Genomic DNA, 16,547 nt, shown 5'->3' with positions numbered 1-16,547 from the left:
TTTTGATGGAATCAGAAGCGGAAAAGGCTCTAAGACTCCGGTCTTATCTTTTTGATCGAGCATCCGGAAACCGGTTTCCACCCGCTCAGGTCCGGGGCAGGCTTTTCCGGGATCACGCTTCAAGCAAAATGGCCGGCACGTTATTACGTGCCGGCCATTTGATCGTTTGCTCAACTCAGGGCCGGATACCGGCTCGCGTGAAGAAACGCGTCAAAACAAAATGATGGAGCCTCGCTTCTCAGTCCATCAGAAGCGAGGCTCTAATCTTCACGCCTTGAGCGGTTCCTTGGAGATACCGTCGCCGGGCTTCGGTTTGCGCTTGCGAGCGCCACCCGGCAGGTTCTCCGGCTTGGGCGTGACCGGTCCCTCGACGAACTCAAAACCGATCTTCTCAAGATCAACGCCCGCGACCGTTTCGTCCTTGACCACAACGACGCGGACATGGCCGCCGCCCTTGAGCTTGCCGAACAGCACTTCGTCCGCCAGCGGCTTCTTGATGTGCTCCTGGATCACCCGCGCCATCGGACGCGCGCCCATCTGCTCATCGTAGCCGTGTTCGATCAGCCAGGCCTTGGCAGAATCGGACAGCTCGATAGTCACGAAGCGATCAGCCAACTGAGCTTCGAGCTGAAGCACGAACTTCTCAACCACCATGCCGATCACTTCGGTGCTGAGATGGCCGAACGAGACAGTGGCATCGAGCCGGTTGCGGAACTCAGGCGAGAACTGCCGATTGATGGCTTCGCGATCATCCCCTTCCCGCTTGTTACGCGTGAAGCCGAACGCCGCCTTGGCCATGTCGGAGGCACCTGCGTTGGTGGTCATGATCAGGATCACGTTGCGGAAGTTGACCTGCTTGCCGTGGTGATCGGTGAGCCGGCCATGATCCATGATCTGCAACAGCACGTTGTAGACATCCGGGTGTGCCTTCTCGATTTCATCGAGCAGCACCACCGAATGCGGATGCTGGTCGACACCATCGGTCAGCAGGCCGCCCTGATCGAAACCAACATAGCCGGGAGGCGCGCCGATCAACCGCGAAACGGTGTGACGCTCCATGTATTCGGACATGTCGAAGCGCAGCAATTCGACACCAAGCGCCTCCGCAAGCTGTTTCGCGACCTCGGTCTTGCCGACGCCGGTCGGGCCGGAGAACAGGTAGGAACCGATCGGCTTCTCCGGTTCGCGCAACCCGGCGCGCGCCAGCTTGATCGACGCCGTCAAGGCTTCGATCGCGCGATCCTGACCGAAAACGACGCGCTTGAGCGTCTGCTCGAGGTGCTTGAGGACCTCGGCATCGTCCTTCGACATGCTCTTGGGCGGAATCCGCGCCATCGCCGCGATTGTGGTCTCGATTTCCTTGATCCCGATCGTCTTCTTGCGCTTGTTCTCCGCAACCAGCATCTGCGCCGCGCCGGACTCGTCGATCACGTCGATCGCCTTGTCGGGCAGCTTGCGGTCGTGAATATAGCGCGACGACAGTTGCACCGCCGCCTCGATCGCATCGTTGGTGTACTTCAGCTTGTGATAGTCCTCGAAGTACGGCTTCAGACCTTTCAGGATGGCAATGGCGTCCTCGACCGACGGTTCGTTGACGTCGATCTTCTGGAAACGGCGCACCAGCGCGCGGTCCTTCTCGAAGTGCTGTCGGTATTCCTTGTAGGTGGTCGAACCCATGCAGCGGATCGTTCCCGACGCCAGCGCCGGCTTGAGCAGGTTGGACGCATCCATCGCGCCGCCGGAGGTCGCGCCGGCACCGATCACCGTGTGGATTTCATCGATGAACAGAACCGCGCTCGGATGTGCCTCGAGTTCCTTGAGCACCTGCTTCAACCGTTCTTCGAAGTCGCCACGATACCGCGTGCCGGCCAGCAGCGTCCCCATATCGAGCGAGAAGACGGTCGAGGTCGCCAGCACCTCGGGGACCTCGCTGTCAACAATGCGCTTCGCCAGGCCTTCCGCGATCGCGGTCTTGCCGACGCCGGCGTCGCCGACAAAGAGCGGATTGTTCTTCTGGCGGCGGCACAGCACCTGAATCGCTCTGTTGATCTCGGCGTTGCGCCCGATCACCGGATCAATCTTGCCGTCCCGCGCCTTCTTGTTGAGGTTGACGCAGTAGGTTTCGAGCGCGTCGCCCTTCTTCTTGGCGTCGTCGCCGCTCTTGGTTTCGGTCTCTTCGTCGACGCCGCGCACCGGACGCGCTTCGGAAACGCCGGGACGCTTGGCAATGCCGTGGCTGATGTAGTTCACCGCGTCGTAGCGCGTCATATCCTGCTCCTGCAGGAAATAAGCGGCGTGGCTTTCGCGCTCCGCAAAGATCGCGATCAGCACGTTGGCGCCTGTCACCTCCTCGCGGCCGGACGACTGCACATGGATCACCGCACGCTGGATGACGCGCTGGAAGCCGGCTGTCGGCTTGGCATCGTCAGAGGCGTCCGCCACCAGATTTTCGAATTCAGTTTCGAGATAGTTCACCAAGCTGCCGCGCAGCTTGTCGAGGTCGACGCTGCAGGCACGCATCACCGCCGCGGCGTCAGAGTCGTCGACCAACGAAAGCAGAAGGTGCTCGAGCGTGGCATATTGATGATGCCGCTCATTTGCGATCGCGAGCGCCCGATGCAGGGATTGTTCCAGACTTTGAGAAAAAGTTGGCATTCCGCGTCCTCTAGGGTCTCTTGGCCATCATGATCGCCATCGCCCCGTCAGGCAACAACAACCTTCGTCAATGATATAGTAATACACCGTCCGAGGGGAAGTGCCGGTGCAGCGCAGAAATTGTGGGGGGCTGTTCCGAATTCGGCAAGCCCGAATGGCACCACGCGAGGTCATGAACCGCTCGGTTCGATCAAAATCCCGCCAGACCTGCAACCCATTTCATTCGCGGAACGGGAGCAGCTACTTTTTTTCCATCACGCATTGCAGCGGATGCTGGTGCTTGCGCGCAAAATCCATCACCTGCGTCACCTTGGTCTCTGCGATCTCATAGGTGAACACGCCGCATTCACCTATGCCGTGATGGTGGACGTGCAGCATAATCTGGGTCGCGGCCTCTATATCCTTCTGAAAGAACTTCTCGAGGACATGAACGACGAATTCCATCGGGGTGTAGTCGTCGTTCAATATCAGCACGCGATAGAGATTGGGACGTTTGGTCCTCGGTTTGACCTTGGTGATGACCGACCCGGCCGGATCGTCGCGACCATCAGCACGGTCTTCGTCATTCATCCGCGGTGCAAAGGGAGAATGGACATCCGCCACACGCAGCTTGGACGTTCCAGATGTCTGAAGGGCGGGCAGCTTCAACATGGCTTAAGCGTTCGATATCTCCGCAGGATCAACACCAACCGACGGCCAAACCGCTCGGCGGCGTCGATCCAGGCAAGTTTCACGGCCGCCAGCGTCGCGGTCGGCCGTCGGCTGGGTATCCGAATGCCCTTGAGTATGGGTCCGTATTCGGCTTACCGCAAGATCGTAAATCGAGACCGAAACATCCTCCGGCGCAGGAGCACGGTTAAGAAGTTCCTGCCGGCGTGCGGAAATAACCGGCACGGCGCTTTAACCTCCATTGACGAAGCCGGCGATCTTCCGGCTCGTCCTTGCAATTTGTGCGGCTATTTACCTGCTTTCTCAGGACAACTTTACCACCCGTTTAGCCCTGCGGCTCGAAATACCGATCGAAACCAACGGATCGGTGACAGCCATGTCTGGTACGTCCATTCGCAAATGCATTCGCAGTTCGGCTACTCGTTTTGGTCGGGATCTGCGAGGTAATATAGCACCAATCTTTGCAATCGCCCTCCTGCCGGTCCTCGGCTTCGTCGGCGCCGCCGTAGACTACACACGAGCCAATGCGGCGCGCTCATCGATGCAGGCGGCAATCGATTCGGCGGTGCTGATGGTTTCGAAGGACGCCGCAGCCAGTCCGACCATGACGTCTCAGCAGATCACGGACGCCTTGCAGAAATATTTTTTAGCGCTTTATCACGACGGCAATGCATTTGGTGTCACGGTGAGCGCCACCTACACGCCGAGTACCTCATCGGCGGCGGCGACGATCCTTGCCACGGGACACGGCTCCGTCAAAACCGACTTCATGAAGATCGCCGGTTTCCCGCAGATCAACTTCGGAACTAGTTCCACAGCGACGTGGGGCAACTCGCGGATGCGCGTCGCGATGGTGTTGGATAACACCGGATCGATGAAGGATAATGGCAAAATGTCCGCGCTGATATCCGCTGCAAAAAACATGGTCGATACGCTCTCCGACTATAATAAGAACGCTGGCGACGTCTATATCTCCCTCGTCCCGTTTGCCAAGGACGTGAACCTCGGAAGCAGCTTCAACCAAAGCTATATCAAGTGGAGTAGCCCTGTCGGCACCTCAAACCCCGACACCTGGGACGAAAACAACGGCACCTGCAGCGCGGGAAGCAGCTATACGACGATGGCCGCTTGCGTAGCGAAAAGTATGTGCAGCATCAGCGGATATAATAGCAAAACTTCCTGCAACTCCGCCGGCGCGTGCTCGAACTCGAGCTTCACAACGCAGAGCACCTGCACCGCAGCCGGAAGCTGCTCAAAATCAAAGTACACGACGCAGAGCGATTGTACGCAGAAGGGATATAAATGGACGAGCAGTAACTATACCTGGACATCAGGCGTATGGGGACCGGCAACATGGACGCCGAACAACCACAACACCTGGTCAGGCTGCGTCATGGACCGGGATCAGAGCTACGACATACAAAATTCGGGGGCAGTCCCCAACGATACCAACAACCCCTCCTCCCTTTTTCCCGCCGAGGAATACAAGCAGGGTTCAACAAATTACTGCAAGACTGGAAGCAGCGCATATCTGCAGCCGGTCATACCGATGACCAATGACTGGAGCACGCTCAAGACTGCGATCACAAACATGCAGCCGACAGGCGGCACCAACCAGGCGATCGGACTTGCGTGGGGATGGCAATCCCTTAGCACCACCAACGGGCCGATTCAGGCGCCCGACAAGGACTCGACTCACATCTACCAAGACTATCTGGTGCTGTTGTCAGACGGTCTGAATACGCAGGATCGTTGGCCTTCATATGGCAACGGCAACACGCAATACACTTGCTCTCCCGGCAACGTTCTCTGTATCGACGCACGTCAGGAAAAACTCTGTCAAGCCGCGAAAGATGCCGGCGTAACCATCTTCACAGTCCAGGTGAACATCGGCAGCAAGGATCCAACGTCGCAAGTGCTGCAGGACTGCGCCAGCAATGGCAATTTTCAGATGATCACGTCGGCTACCCAGACCGCTGACGCGTTCCAGAACATTCTCACGCAAATCTCGCAGCTCCGCATCGCGAAGTAACGCGTCCGCCAACCATCAAAAAGCCCGGCCAATGCGGCCGGGCTTTTTTTATTGGAGGTTGCCTGCGATATCAGCGAGCGGCCGGAACGAACTTCGCGGCGAAATCCTCGAAGGGCTTGAAGGTCTGCTTGGCGAGATCGGCGTAGAGTTCGCCGATCTTTTGCGACTCCGCAACGAACGTCTCGTAGGTCCTCTTGGCATATTCGCTCTGAGCCTCGACAACCTTGTCCAGCGATCTCACGCCGGCGAGTTTCTCGGTGAATGCGTTGCCGTCTTCAAACGACTTCCGCGTGTAATCGCCAAACGCCAGAGCGATTGCCTGGACGCCTTTCTGGAAGCTGCCCGCCGCCGCGACCGCAGCGTCGAGTTGCTCTTTTCCGTGCTGCTGAACTTCTTCGATCTTCATCATGATGGGGTTCCTCACCAGGTTGGTATTCGGAGCTGGACATCCAGCCTCTCGCTATCAGATATAGTGCACCGCACAATAAAAGCAAGCATTTTTGTGCGACGCACAATCGGCGATTCGAGGCAAATCCGACAGATGCCATCAAGGGTTGCTTAACCTTTTGGAAACTCCGCCCCCCTAGGCTGAATTCCGGTATCCTGGGCGTTCCGGTGGAAGATCAAAAAAAGCACCGTTGAACCAGGCTCTTAGCCAGAACGGCAACCTGATCTGCCACTTCGCCTTTGAGACCGGTTCGCGCTGAACGTTCAGATCAGAGTGTTGGGCACAATTTTGCCTCACGAACCGGTGACTAAAGTCGAAAAAATGGGGACGGGGACGTTCATGCTTCGCACAACCTTGGCTTCCGCCCGCGTCCTGCGAGCTGGCGCGTTCGGACTGGCCGCGATCGCCGCCTTCGTTTTTACGACGGACCACGCCGACGCACGCCGCGCCCGTCACCACCATCGCCATCACGCTCACCACGAGGCGCGGCAAAGCTACAATCCGCGTTTCGCCTCGATCGTCGTCGACGCCAATTCCGGCGAGACGCTCTCATCCACAAATCCCGACAGTCTTCGTCATCCGGCGTCGCTGACCAAAATGATGACGCTCTATCTGCTGTTCGAGCGCCTGGATTCGGGGAAGATGAGTCTCAATACCGAGATGCCGGTTTCGGCGCACGCGGCGGCACAGGACCCCACCAAGCTCGGTTTGCGGCCCGGTCAGACCATCCGCGCCGAGGACGCCATCAAGGGGTTGGTGACAAAATCCGCCAACGACGCGGCGGTTGTGATCGCCGAGGCGATCGGCGGCGACGAGAGTGATTTCGCCAGGATGATGACGCGGAAGGCGCGCGCGCTCGGCATGACGCGGACAGTTTACCGCAATGCGTCAGGTCTTCCCGACGACGATCAGGTCACCACTGCACGGGACCAGGCGACGCTCGGCCGCGCATTGCAGGACCGCTTTCCGCGCTATTATCGTTACTTCGCGACGACGTCGTTCACGTTCCGCGGCCGCACCATCCGCGGCCACAACCATCTGCTCGGCAGCGTCGATGGCGTCGACGGCATCAAGACGGGATATATCCGGGCGTCCGGCTTCAATCTCGTCACCAATCTGAAGCGCGGCAATCGCCATCTGGTCGGCGTCGTCCTGGGAGGCCGCAGCAGCGGTTCGCGCGATGCGACAATGCGCAGCCTGCTGGCCGAAAACCTGGACAAGGCCGCGACGCGCCGGACAGTCGCCGCCATTACCGAGAGCAACACAGCCGACGCCAATGCGAGGGTGGCTGAGGATCAGGCACGCTCGCGCCCTACGGAAATGACACAGGTCGACGGCGCCATCCAGACCGCATCGGCTCCGCCCGAACCGGTCGCGCTGCCGCCTGAACGCCCTGCCCGTCTGGCCCGCTCACTGATAGCGGCCTCCACCGCCGCGCTGCCGCCGAAGCGCACCAGACCTGAGCCCGCTCCCTTGACCAGCGGGGTCATCGCGACCCAGCCGATCGACGCCGTTCCCGGCTCGACCGAACCGATGAAACCGGTGCGGGTGAAGACGGTCCAGGTCAGGGCCGGATCGGTCAGGTTGGCGTCCGCGGAGCCAACGTCAGCGGTGCCGTCGGTCGACAGTGCCGCCGCAACCGCTCGCGACATGACGCCGGAAACATCAGGTTCTGTCGTGGCGCGGGCCAGCATGCCGCCGCAACCCGCCAACTTCGGCACCGGGCAAGGCATCCTGGGTGTGTTGCCGGCCTCCAGCCTTTCCGCATCGACATCCCAGGCGATGGCACACGCGGATATCCCGCCCAGGTCTCAACCGCGGTCGGCTCAACCGCAAGCTATTCAGCAGAACGGCGCGGTGAAGCCGGTGGCGACGCATTCGGGCTGGATCATACAGGTCGGCGCGCTGGAAACCGAGAGCGAAGCCCGCGAGCGCCTCGATGCGGCGCGAGGCCGCGCCCGCGGCGTGCTCGGCAAGGCCGATCCTTTCACCGAGCCCGTCGGCAAGGGCAACAAGAAGCTGTACCGCGCACGCTTCGCCGGGCTTGATCGCGATGAAGCCGAAGCGGTGTGCCGCACCCTGAAGCGTTCAGACCTGCCCTGCATCACGATCAAAAACTGATCGCGCGCCCGCACCGGCCCTGCCCGGTCATTTCGTTGAAGAACGGAAAATCACGCGTGAGCATGCCCATTCGCGTTCCATCTTCATTATAGCATTTTCGACCGGAGCATGTCCTCGGGCTTGACCCGAGGATGAATACCGGCGCGTAAAGAAACCGCGTCACAACAAAAAATAGAACTTCCTTCTGATCAATCAGAAACGAAATATGCGTGCGACAAAGGAATGCGGCCGCAGCGGCGCTTCGTCAAAACGCACCCAATCCAGGCCATGCAAACCACTCGTCAAGAATTCGCGGATAGAGTGAGCCGCAACGATCAACGACGCCGGACAACGGCGGACGACATGGGACGTCAAGCGGAGACAGGCAGAAGCAGCTCGCAGTGTGTAGCGTTTGGTGGCGTTGGAGTTAGCTGCGATGAGTGCGAAGCAAGGTATCCTTGGCCTCGTTTACACGGGCCGCGAGGTACGTCGACCCCCCCTGGTCGGGATGCAGTTTCTTCATGAGCCCTCGATGCGCGCGCCGGATATCGTCCCCGCTCGCCCCCGGCTGCAAGCCAAGGATCTCGTAGGCCTCCTCGTCCGTCATTTTGCCGCCCGCCGGCGCGTGACGCCGCCCCCCTGCCGCATCGCCTTGCGCGTTCTGACGCCAGGCGGGAAACCGGCGGTCCAGATAACTTTCAAGTAACGCACAGCTCTCGGCATCGAAGCTCGTCATCATTGCGACGAGTTGCGGCAGGTCGAAATCGTCGAGCGAACGGCCAGCGTCGGGTCCGACAAGGATCCATCCGCCGAGACGGCCGCTGTCGTGATCCAGGATCATGTCGAGAAACTGCGAGCGCACCTGGGACGTGTGGCCGCCCGCGCTCTGTGTCCCCGTGCTGAAAAGCTTGCCGAAGAACGATGTGAGGGACGGCGACCAGCCCAGAAGCGTGGCGCCGAAAATTCCGAGCGGCAGCGCTATCGCCACCTCTCCCTTGATGCCGACAAAGGCAGCCACCGCGAGCGCGATGATGCCGCCTGCGAGCCTGATGGCCCGCGCAAGCACGGCCGGGTTTGCCGCCCGGAGCAATTGAAGCAGCAAATATAGGAAAAGAAAGGCGACGAGGCCCAAGATCAGAGTCGGCATGACGGATAGATAGTATGTCGGCGCAACCGGCGAAAGCGATTGTTGGCGGCGGCTACTGCGGCATACGAAATGCCAGGCGCATCATGGCGCTACTTCATTTGTCCCAAAAGCTGGGTCGCGCTGGTGGTCGACAGCCGCCGCAACGCGTCCCTGCCGCCCGCGGCATAGGCCGCGGCAGCCCGAAGCAATTCACGCAACTGGGCCGCGGCGCCGGGATCGAACCGGCACCAGGCGCCGCCGGTGAGCCGCGCGATATCGCGAAACGTCTTCTCCGCAGTCTCATCACGTCCTTCCTGGAACATGAACACGGGGACCTTCAGCAACCCCAGTTCGCCGGCGGTCGCGCGGAGATCGTCAGCCGATTCCTCCATCGCGTCGCCGACGAACACGACGGCCTTGATGCCCGAGGCGACCGCCTCGCTGCGCGCATGCGAGAGAACTTTGCCAATTTGAGTATCGCCGCTCCGGCAGTCGATGGCGCTCATCAATCTTGCCAGCTTCTTGCTGTCGGATATCCAGCCGCTGGAACGGCATTCGTCGAGCCCGCGATAGTAGGTCAGGCGAATGTCGAGACTGCCGATCGCGGCGGCTTCGCGAAACATGTCGGCCTGGAGAGCGCAGGCCATGTCCCACGTCGGCTGCCGGCTCATGGTCGCGTCGAGCGCAAACATCAGCCTGGCGCGACTGCCCGCGGCATAGGGCGACATTTCGCGAGCCTTGGCGACGAACGCAGCAATATCGGACGCGGTCGACGGCTTTACGTCCGGCAGCGGGGCATCACCGCCAAGCGACGTGGTCCGGCATGCGGCCGGGTCAGCAGGATACTTTGGCGGCAGCGGATCGCGGGACATCGAAACTCGCAAAGAAATTAAACACACAATGTGGCGCAAACCACGGATGATTCAATACACGCCCGTGGAGGGGAATTTGACATTGCAGCCCATCCAGCCGACGGTTCCGGGCGCGCGAGACAAACTCAAAACTTCATCATCAGCTTGTATTTGTCAGTGGTCCTTCAATTCTAACATGCGCAGGGAAAGGTCGCTGGGCGAATGTTCCAACCGGCAGCTCTTCAGGCTGTGGAGAGTCTTCTCATCACTGTCGAGATATATGTCATATAAACATGACATATAAGGCAAAAAGTCGTACCGCACAGCAATGCCCCGCGCCCCCGCTATCGCCCGCACCCTTCCCGCGTTGCACCGTGCCCTGGAGAGTTTGCGGGCGCGTCGCGCGACCCTCGCCCTGGTGCCGACCATGGGAGCGCTTCACGACGGCCATCTGGCGCTGGTGCATCAGGCAAAACGTCGCGCTTCAAAGGTTGTGGTCTCGATTTTCGTCAATCCGGCCCAGTTTGCGCCGCATGAGGATTTCGGATCGTACCCGCGAACCTGGAAAGCCGACATCGCCAAACTCACGGAGGCGCGTGTCGATCTGGTCTGGAATCCGGACGCCGGCACAATGTACCCGTCGGCATTTGCGACCCGGATATTGACTGAAGGACCGGCGACGGCAGGTCTTGAAGATCGTTTCCGTCCGCATTTTTTCGGCGGCGTCACGACTGTCGTCGGCAAGCTGTTCACACAGTGCCGACCCGATGTCGCCCTGTTCGGCCAGAAGGACTATCAGCAGCTCAAGGTCGTGACGCGAATGGCCGCCGATCTCGATCTCGGCGTGAAGGTGATCGGGGTTCCGATCGTGCGCGAACGCGACGGGCTCGCGATGTCGTCGCGCAACATCTATCTGTCCACCGCGCAGCGCGCCATAGCACCGACGCTCCACCGCGTCATGAAGGATGCCGCGAAGCGTCTGCGCACCGGCGACGATCTCGAAACCGTCATGGCCGACGGCGCGAGAACGATCGGTGACGCAGGCTTCGCGCTTGATTATTTCGAGGCGCGTCACGCTGAAACGCTGGCTCCGATCGGTTCGATAAAAGACGGACCGGTCCGCCTCCTGGTCGCAGCAAAGATCGGAACGACGCGCCTGATCGATAATATCGGCGTTTAGAACAGGCTGGTTTGGACGGAATCAACAACCCATGGCGTTCAGCACAGCTTTCGCGCCTACAGCAGCCCCAGATCGCGCAACTCGCGCCGGAGCGGCTCGGGCATCGCGGCAACGCTCGCCGCATTGCTGCCGAGGTCGGGAGGTGCATCGGCTGCAGGCAGATAGCGCCAGCCCTGAAACGGACGCATCGGACGCGGCCTGACAGCGATCACCTGTGGTTTCATGACGATGCGGCACCGGCCGATACCGTCGGAATCGCGGAACGGTTCGATCCCGACCAACTTCTCCCGGGCTGCGATTTCACCCCTGATGACCCAATAGAGCGAGCCGCCCGCAAGCAATTCGCCGTCGCGCTTCGGCGTCATCCGGGTGACGTGGATGTGGTGACGCGGCAGGCCATTTCGCTTGGCCTGCTTCATGCGATCGGCGATCCAGCCCCTGAGGTCTTTTACGGAGTCGCAACCGACCGCCAGCTTGACGAGATTAAGGTGCATGTCGGTAAAGCCTTCGAACAGTCCGCTAATCCTGATGCGTGCTTGCTGTGGGCGGTTCAGGTGTCAGGCGAACCGGCGCCACCGTGTTTACCTTTGGCGCGGCTTTCGGAGCGGCCTGTTTCTTCGCAGGAGCCGGACGGTGCTTCGGAACAGCCTGCGCAGTCGCTGGCGGCGGTGACGGAGTAGCGGTCCCTGTCGGCGGTTCGGGCGTCATGATGCTGACTGGCGGAATCGATGCGGAGGACGGAAATTCGGCGTTGGTCGGTTTGCCCGTCGGCTCCGATGCGAGCGCCGATGCCGGCGGCATGGCCGCCTCGGGGGAACTCGCCAGTGCCGTACTCGCGTTCCAGGATGATGCGTAACGCGTCACCAGTTTCTCGTAAGTCCCTTCCTCCATGTTCGCCGCGATCTTGCTGTGATCGCTCAGTAATTGAAACGCAGCGCAGTCCGACGGCTGACAGTGATCCCGCGTGACGAGCACATGGGCAACCAGACCATAGCGATCGCGCTCGATCGCCCGCCGCAGCGCCTGCAATTCCGGCGGCACGACACTGTCGGCGGCTACCTCGCCGAACGATCTCAATCGGCTGATTTCCGATGCGGCGTAGGAGACGGCGGCGGCCGCGGCATCCGGCGTGCCAAACAACGCCTTCTCGCAGGCAGTCTCAACCACATCACCAGCAAGGCCGTCGATGCACGACAACGCCGGCATCGCCACGTTGACGGGGACGAATGGATTTTTCGACTCGAACGCCTGAGCGCCCTCAGAACCGCCACGAATGGTGACGGCAGCCGCTGCTCCGATCGCGAGCAATGTGATGACGGTGAGGACGACATTCGCCACCGACTTGTCGGCGCGAACCAGCGTCAGGAGCACGAGAACCGCGAAAAATGCCGCCGCAGCCAGCGTCAGCCACATCGGGAACCCCGACGAACTCCAGTTTTGATCGAGTGATGTTACCGACGCCCAGTTCATGCGCGATTGTCCCTCATGCCGAATACGAGCAGCATAAAACGCAATCGACGAATGCCAATGCAGATTCCCGGTTATTCACTGACCTGGAAATACGGCAAGATCAGTCCGGAGTGGTCCCTCGGAGGGTTTCAGGATAAACCCATGGGCCAGGATAAGGTCTGGTGCGGCAATTGATCAGGAAAGCCTTGATCAAGGAAGCCTTAGTTCGGACGTCCTCGACTGACTCGTGACGGGAAGTTCTAGCCGGCGGCGAGTTGACTTTCCTTCGCGACGCGCTCGAAGGCCTCGGCCGAATTCTTGATACGGTACTGACAGTCGTCGCCGTCGGTGGGAAGCAAACGGATCACCTCATAGGTGCCGCTCGCAGCCGGCCTCGCCACGTTGCTCGCGGTGAAATAGACCGTTTCTCCAACGAAAAATTTATGCTTCAACGCCGTCTCCATCACTCAACGCCAATACAAATCCACCCGCTGCCCCCGCGCGCGGCCGGTCAAGATTTTGTTATGTATAGCACGCGGCCGAGACTTTTGGCCAGCATAAACAACATGGTGGAACTGCGAATTTTGCAGGTTTTCCAGTAACGTACTGCGTTTAGAGGTTGCCGGGACCGGAACCCGCGAGTGATGGTTGTGACTGTATCTCCACCGCATCGAATTGACAGCGGCGGGCCGTTTTACCGCCGACATGCGAGACGGCGGCATTCAATCGGCCTCCAATCTCTCGATCACGCGGGTTTCAGCGAGTCCCTGCTCGGTCCACTGCTGAAATGCCGGCAGCGACATCATGGCCTCCATGTACGCCCGCATCAGTGGCGTCACACCGACCGCATAGGTGCGGAAGCGATGGACCACCGGGCCGTACATGGCGTCTGCTGCGCTGAAGGCCCCGAACAGGAACGGCCCGCTTTTCGCAAACCGTTGACGGCAATCGGTCCAGATCTCCCCGATGCGGGCGATGTCGGCCTGCGCATTGTCGGAAAGCGCTTTCGCGCGAACCGGCCGATGCAGGTTCATCCCGCATTCGCTTCGCAGCGCCGCGAAGCCTGAATGCATTTCCGCCGAGACCGAGCGCGCATGCGCGCGCTCGGCCGGGTCCGCCGGCCACAGACCTGCCTCCGGAAACCGTTCAGCGATGTATTCGATGATCGCGAGCGAATCCCAGACCGTCACGTCGCCATCGATCAGCGCCGGAACCTTGCCGGACGGACTCACGTCCAGAATGCGCTTTTTGTCAGCCGCGCCGGTGTAGAGCGGAATCGACCTCTCTTCGAATGCTATGCCGCCAGCCTTGAGTGCCAGCCAGGGCCGCATCGACCATGACGAATAATTCTTGTTCCCGATCACGAGCGTCAGAGTCATCCCGGTTCACTCCGTATCGGTTTCACTCTCGGACAGCAGGCTGAAGGGCCCGTATCGGACACTTCCTCTTGCGGAACAATTATCGTTGCGTCATGGCATCAGCTATGACCGCACAAGATTCGCAGCCGGCGCTCTCCCTCGAAGACAGCATTCTCAAGGTCCTGACGCGCGATGTCACCAAAACGCTGAGCGCGCCGGAGATCGCGCAGGCGATTGCCTCCGAATCCGATTGGCACGCTCTGCTGATGCCGATCCGGCGCGCCGCGGTGGCCTTGGCGCAATCGGGGCGCCTCGTAATCTATCGCAAAGGCAAGCCGGCCGATCCGCTGGACTTCCGCGGCGTGTACCGGTTGGGCTTGCCGCGACAGGATTGAGCGCGCGAACCGACTAATCGGAGCGTGGCGACGGCAACAACGCATCGCTGCGCCCCGTCAGCCAATAAGCGACCAGACCAGCCCATTCATGCACGGCGGTATCGCTGGAGGCGAGGCCCGCGCTCAGCCTGTCGAACGGCGTGAAGGCATCGACCCATCCCCGCGTGCGCCAATCGACCGGATAGGCCTCGACATCGAAGCCGGCCTTGCGGAATACGCCGATCGACCGCGGCATGTGATACGCCGACGTGACCAGCAGCCAGCGTTCGCCGGGTTTCGGTGAAACCAGCTTGCGGGTAAACCGCGCGTTCTCGTCGGTGGTGCGGGAGTCGCTTTCCAGAACGATGCGCTCGGATGATATTCCAAGAGTTTCCAGCAACCGCCCGGCAACCGGCGCTTCGGGAACAAAGTCGGTAACCAGATTTCCGGTTCCGCCGCTGTAGACAATACGCGCCTTTGGAAACCGCCGCGCCAATTCGAGCGCGGCGATCACCCGCTCCGCGGAGCCATTGGTCTCCACGGAGCCGCGAGCGGCAGATATCGCGGGATCAATGGCGCCGCCAAGGATGATGATGCCGTCGGGATCGTGCCCGTCGTACTGCCATGCGGGGAAGCGATCCGACAATGTCAGCAGCAGCACATTCCCGGCCGGCGAATATCCGAACACCAACAGCGAGACGATGCCCACCGTCAGCAGGCAGACGCCGGTCCGTCGCCATCTCATCATCATCAGGCACAGGCCCAGACCGCAGACGATCGCAATCGCGTTCGACGGCAGCGCGACAAATCCGATGATTTTGGAAAGCACAAAGAACATGTGATCAGCCGGCAAGCGGAGGGACGACATCCATGAGCGAGCGGCGCGCCGAAATCAACCACCGCGGTTCATCGCTGTGAGCTAATCCCATTTCGGAGCAAAGCCGAAATCCGTTAACCGTCCCTTGGCGCTGCCCATCGCAGATATCTGCGCCATCTCCTCATCGCTCAGCGTGAAATCAAAAATATCGATGTTCTCCGACAGTCGTTCTATCCGCGAGGTCCGTGGGATAGCCGCCACGTTTTGCTGAACCAGCCAGCGCAGGCAAACCTGCGCCGCCGTCTTGCCGTGAGCGACCCCTATCCGGCGCAGCACGTCATCGGTCTTGATGCGCCCCTTGGCGATGGGACTGTAGGCAACCAGCGCCATGTCATGGCGTCGGCACGCTTCCACCACTTTGGCCTGATCGAGATAGGGATGATATTCGACCTGATCGCAAACCAGCGGCTCCGGGCAGAGTGCGACCGCCTCATCGATCAACGCGACGGTGAAATTCGACACGCCGATGTGGCGTGCCATGCCGAGCCGCCTGACGTTGGCAAGCGCGCCCAACGTCTCGGACAGCGGAATGCGCGGATTGGGCCAGTGCAGCAATACGAGATCGACCTGGGCGAGCCGCAGTTGCCTGAGACTTTCCTTGACGGACCGTTCGAGATCGTGGGGCGCGAAATGTGTGGTCCAGACCTTGGTCGTAACGAAAACATCGTCCCGATCAATGCCGGACGCGCGCAGGCCTTCACCAACCTCGCGTTCGTTCTCGTACATCTGCGCGGTGTCGATATGGCGGTAGCCGAACCTGAGCGCCTGCTCGACCAGACGCGCGCAGGTCCGGCCGCGAAGTTCCCATGTACCGAGCCCGATGGCCGGAATGCGCGCGCCATTGGCTTCAACGTATTGCATCGCAAATCTCCTGCGGCGATGTCACCGAGGGTAAGTCGATCTTTGCGCAAACATTATGCCGCTGGAGCCGCCAGGCGCGGCTGAATGCCTAGCCGCCCGGGCGCCCGTCGAGAGCAGCGAACACGGTTTCGGGCGCGTGCGCAATGACTGCAAGGAGCGCGCGCGCAGGTCCGCGCGGCATCCGCTTGCCCTGCTCCCAGTTCCGGATTGTCTCAACGGGGACGCCGAGCCGCGCCGCGAATTCGACCTGGGTCAGACCCGCCCGCCGACGCAGGCTTCTGACCTCGGGTTCTGCGTCCGGAGATATTCCGGCCACCGCAGACCCCACAACGAAAGGGTCGGAAGCGGAACTCGCATTCGCGACGGATATCGAAGGCGCCAGCGGAAACTCCCGCCCGTCGCGGATCTCCACGATCCGCCCGTCTGCCTTCAGTCGCAACCGTTGCATGACCACCCCACGATTCGGAGGATGGTCGATGATGCGCGTTAAGGCCCGGTGAACGGTTGGAGCGTGTGGCTGCGAATAAGCTATACTCGACACGGTGATACACACGTGATGAGCCGTCG

16 protein-coding genes are annotated in these 16,547 nt (G+C 60.6%); 4 read left to right on the top strand and 12 right to left on the bottom strand.

Annotated elements, in window-relative coordinates; translation table 11 throughout:
• Positions 1-267 precede the first annotated feature (267 nt).
• Both clpA and clpS read right to left on the bottom strand, forming a co-directional pair.
• A complete protein-coding gene (gene clpA / locus ACS3WB_RS08815; protein WP_438275185.1) occupies positions 268-2,655 on the bottom strand; it encodes an ATP-dependent Clp protease ATP-binding subunit ClpA in 2,388 nt (795 codons plus the stop codon).
• Positions 2,656-2,895: 240 nt separating this feature from the next.
• Positions 2,896-3,225, bottom strand: a complete 330-nt coding sequence (clpS, locus tag ACS3WB_RS08810) for an ATP-dependent Clp protease adapter ClpS (protein WP_438275184.1) — start codon at positions 3,223-3,225, stop codon at positions 2,896-2,898.
• 340 nt (positions 3,226-3,565) lie between these two features.
• Here clpS and ACS3WB_RS08805 point away from each other — a divergent pair, with 340 nt between their 5' ends.
• Entirely contained in the window at positions 3,566-5,356 is a 1,791-nt protein-coding gene (locus ACS3WB_RS08805) for a pilus assembly protein TadG-related protein (RefSeq protein ID WP_438275183.1), read from the top strand.
• A gap of 70 nt (positions 5,357-5,426) precedes the next feature.
• Here the strand turns inward: ACS3WB_RS08805 and ACS3WB_RS08800 are convergent, their stop codons facing one another.
• A complete protein-coding gene (locus tag ACS3WB_RS08800; protein WP_438275182.1) occupies positions 5,427-5,765 on the bottom strand; it encodes a phasin family protein in 339 nt (112 codons plus the stop codon).
• Positions 5,766-6,143: 378 nt separating this feature from the next.
• Between ACS3WB_RS08800 and ACS3WB_RS08795 the strand changes: the two genes are divergently transcribed.
• Positions 6,144-7,925: a serine hydrolase gene (locus ACS3WB_RS08795; protein WP_438275181.1), complete on the top strand. Its 1,782-nt coding sequence runs from the start codon at positions 6,144-6,146 to the stop codon at positions 7,923-7,925.
• 406 nt (positions 7,926-8,331) lie between these two features.
• On the opposite strand, the gene ACS3WB_RS08790 is transcribed toward ACS3WB_RS08795, so the two are convergent.
• A complete protein-coding gene (locus ACS3WB_RS08790) occupies positions 8,332-9,051 on the bottom strand; it encodes a DnaJ domain-containing protein (RefSeq protein WP_438275180.1) in 720 nt (239 codons plus the stop codon).
• An 89-nt stretch (positions 9,052-9,140) separates the two neighbouring features.
• Positions 9,141-9,902: a VWA domain-containing protein gene (locus tag ACS3WB_RS08785; RefSeq protein WP_438275179.1), complete on the bottom strand. Its 762-nt coding sequence runs from the start codon at positions 9,900-9,902 to the stop codon at positions 9,141-9,143.
• A gap of 307 nt (positions 9,903-10,209) precedes the next feature.
• On the opposite strand from ACS3WB_RS08785, the gene panC reads away from it, so the two are divergent.
• A complete protein-coding gene (gene panC, locus ACS3WB_RS08780) occupies positions 10,210-11,061 on the top strand; it encodes a pantoate--beta-alanine ligase (protein ID WP_438275178.1) in 852 nt (283 codons plus the stop codon).
• Positions 11,062-11,117: 56 nt separating this feature from the next.
• On the opposite strand, the gene ACS3WB_RS08775 is transcribed toward panC, so the two are convergent.
• From ACS3WB_RS08775 to ACS3WB_RS08760, 4 genes are all read right to left on the bottom strand, one after another.
• Complete coding sequence (locus tag ACS3WB_RS08775) at positions 11,118-11,555, bottom strand: DUF1489 family protein (RefSeq protein ID WP_438275177.1); 438 nt, start codon at positions 11,553-11,555, stop codon at positions 11,118-11,120.
• 25 nt (positions 11,556-11,580) lie between these two features.
• Entirely contained in the window at positions 11,581-12,531 is a 951-nt protein-coding gene (locus ACS3WB_RS08770; protein ID WP_438275176.1) for a hypothetical protein, read from the bottom strand.
• A gap of 239 nt (positions 12,532-12,770) precedes the next feature.
• Complete coding sequence (locus ACS3WB_RS08765) at positions 12,771-12,974, bottom strand: hypothetical protein (RefSeq protein WP_438275175.1); 204 nt, start codon at positions 12,972-12,974, stop codon at positions 12,771-12,773.
• A gap of 258 nt (positions 12,975-13,232) precedes the next feature.
• Positions 13,233-13,889, bottom strand: a complete 657-nt coding sequence (locus ACS3WB_RS08760) for a glutathione S-transferase family protein (protein WP_438275174.1) — start codon at positions 13,887-13,889, stop codon at positions 13,233-13,235.
• Positions 13,890-13,993: 104 nt separating this feature from the next.
• Here ACS3WB_RS08760 and ACS3WB_RS08755 point away from each other — a divergent pair, with 104 nt between their 5' ends.
• The gene (locus tag ACS3WB_RS08755; protein WP_438275173.1) at positions 13,994-14,263 is read left to right on the top strand and encodes a DUF3253 domain-containing protein; all 270 of its coding nucleotides are present in this window, start codon (positions 13,994-13,996) and stop codon (positions 14,261-14,263) included.
• 13 nt (positions 14,264-14,276) lie between these two features.
• Here the strand turns inward: ACS3WB_RS08755 and ACS3WB_RS08750 are convergent, their stop codons facing one another.
• The 3 genes from ACS3WB_RS08750 to ACS3WB_RS08740 all read right to left on the bottom strand — a co-directional run bounded on the left by ACS3WB_RS08750 (position 14,277) and on the right by ACS3WB_RS08740 (position 16,428).
• Positions 14,277-15,080 carry a YdcF family protein gene (locus tag ACS3WB_RS08750; protein WP_438275172.1) on the bottom strand — a complete coding sequence of 268 codons (804 nt, stop codon included), beginning with the start codon at positions 15,078-15,080 and terminating at the stop codon, positions 14,277-14,279.
• Between the two features lie 81 nt (positions 15,081-15,161).
• On the bottom strand, positions 15,162-15,980 hold the full coding sequence (locus ACS3WB_RS08745) for an aldo/keto reductase (RefSeq protein WP_438275171.1): 819 nt from the start codon (positions 15,978-15,980) through the stop codon (positions 15,162-15,164).
• 88 nt (positions 15,981-16,068) lie between these two features.
• Positions 16,069-16,428 (bottom strand): helix-turn-helix domain-containing protein, encoded by a 360-nt coding sequence (locus ACS3WB_RS08740; protein WP_438275170.1) that lies wholly within the window; start codon positions 16,426-16,428, stop codon positions 16,069-16,071.
• Positions 16,429-16,547 lie beyond the last annotated feature (119 nt).

Origin of the sequence: Nitrobacter sp. (genome assembly GCF_051535215.1) — a bacterium.
Taxonomy (GTDB): domain Bacteria; phylum Pseudomonadota; class Alphaproteobacteria; order Rhizobiales; family Xanthobacteraceae; genus Nitrobacter.
Note: the sequence above shows the minus strand (reverse complement) of the source record. Positions and strands in the feature narration are given on the sequence as shown.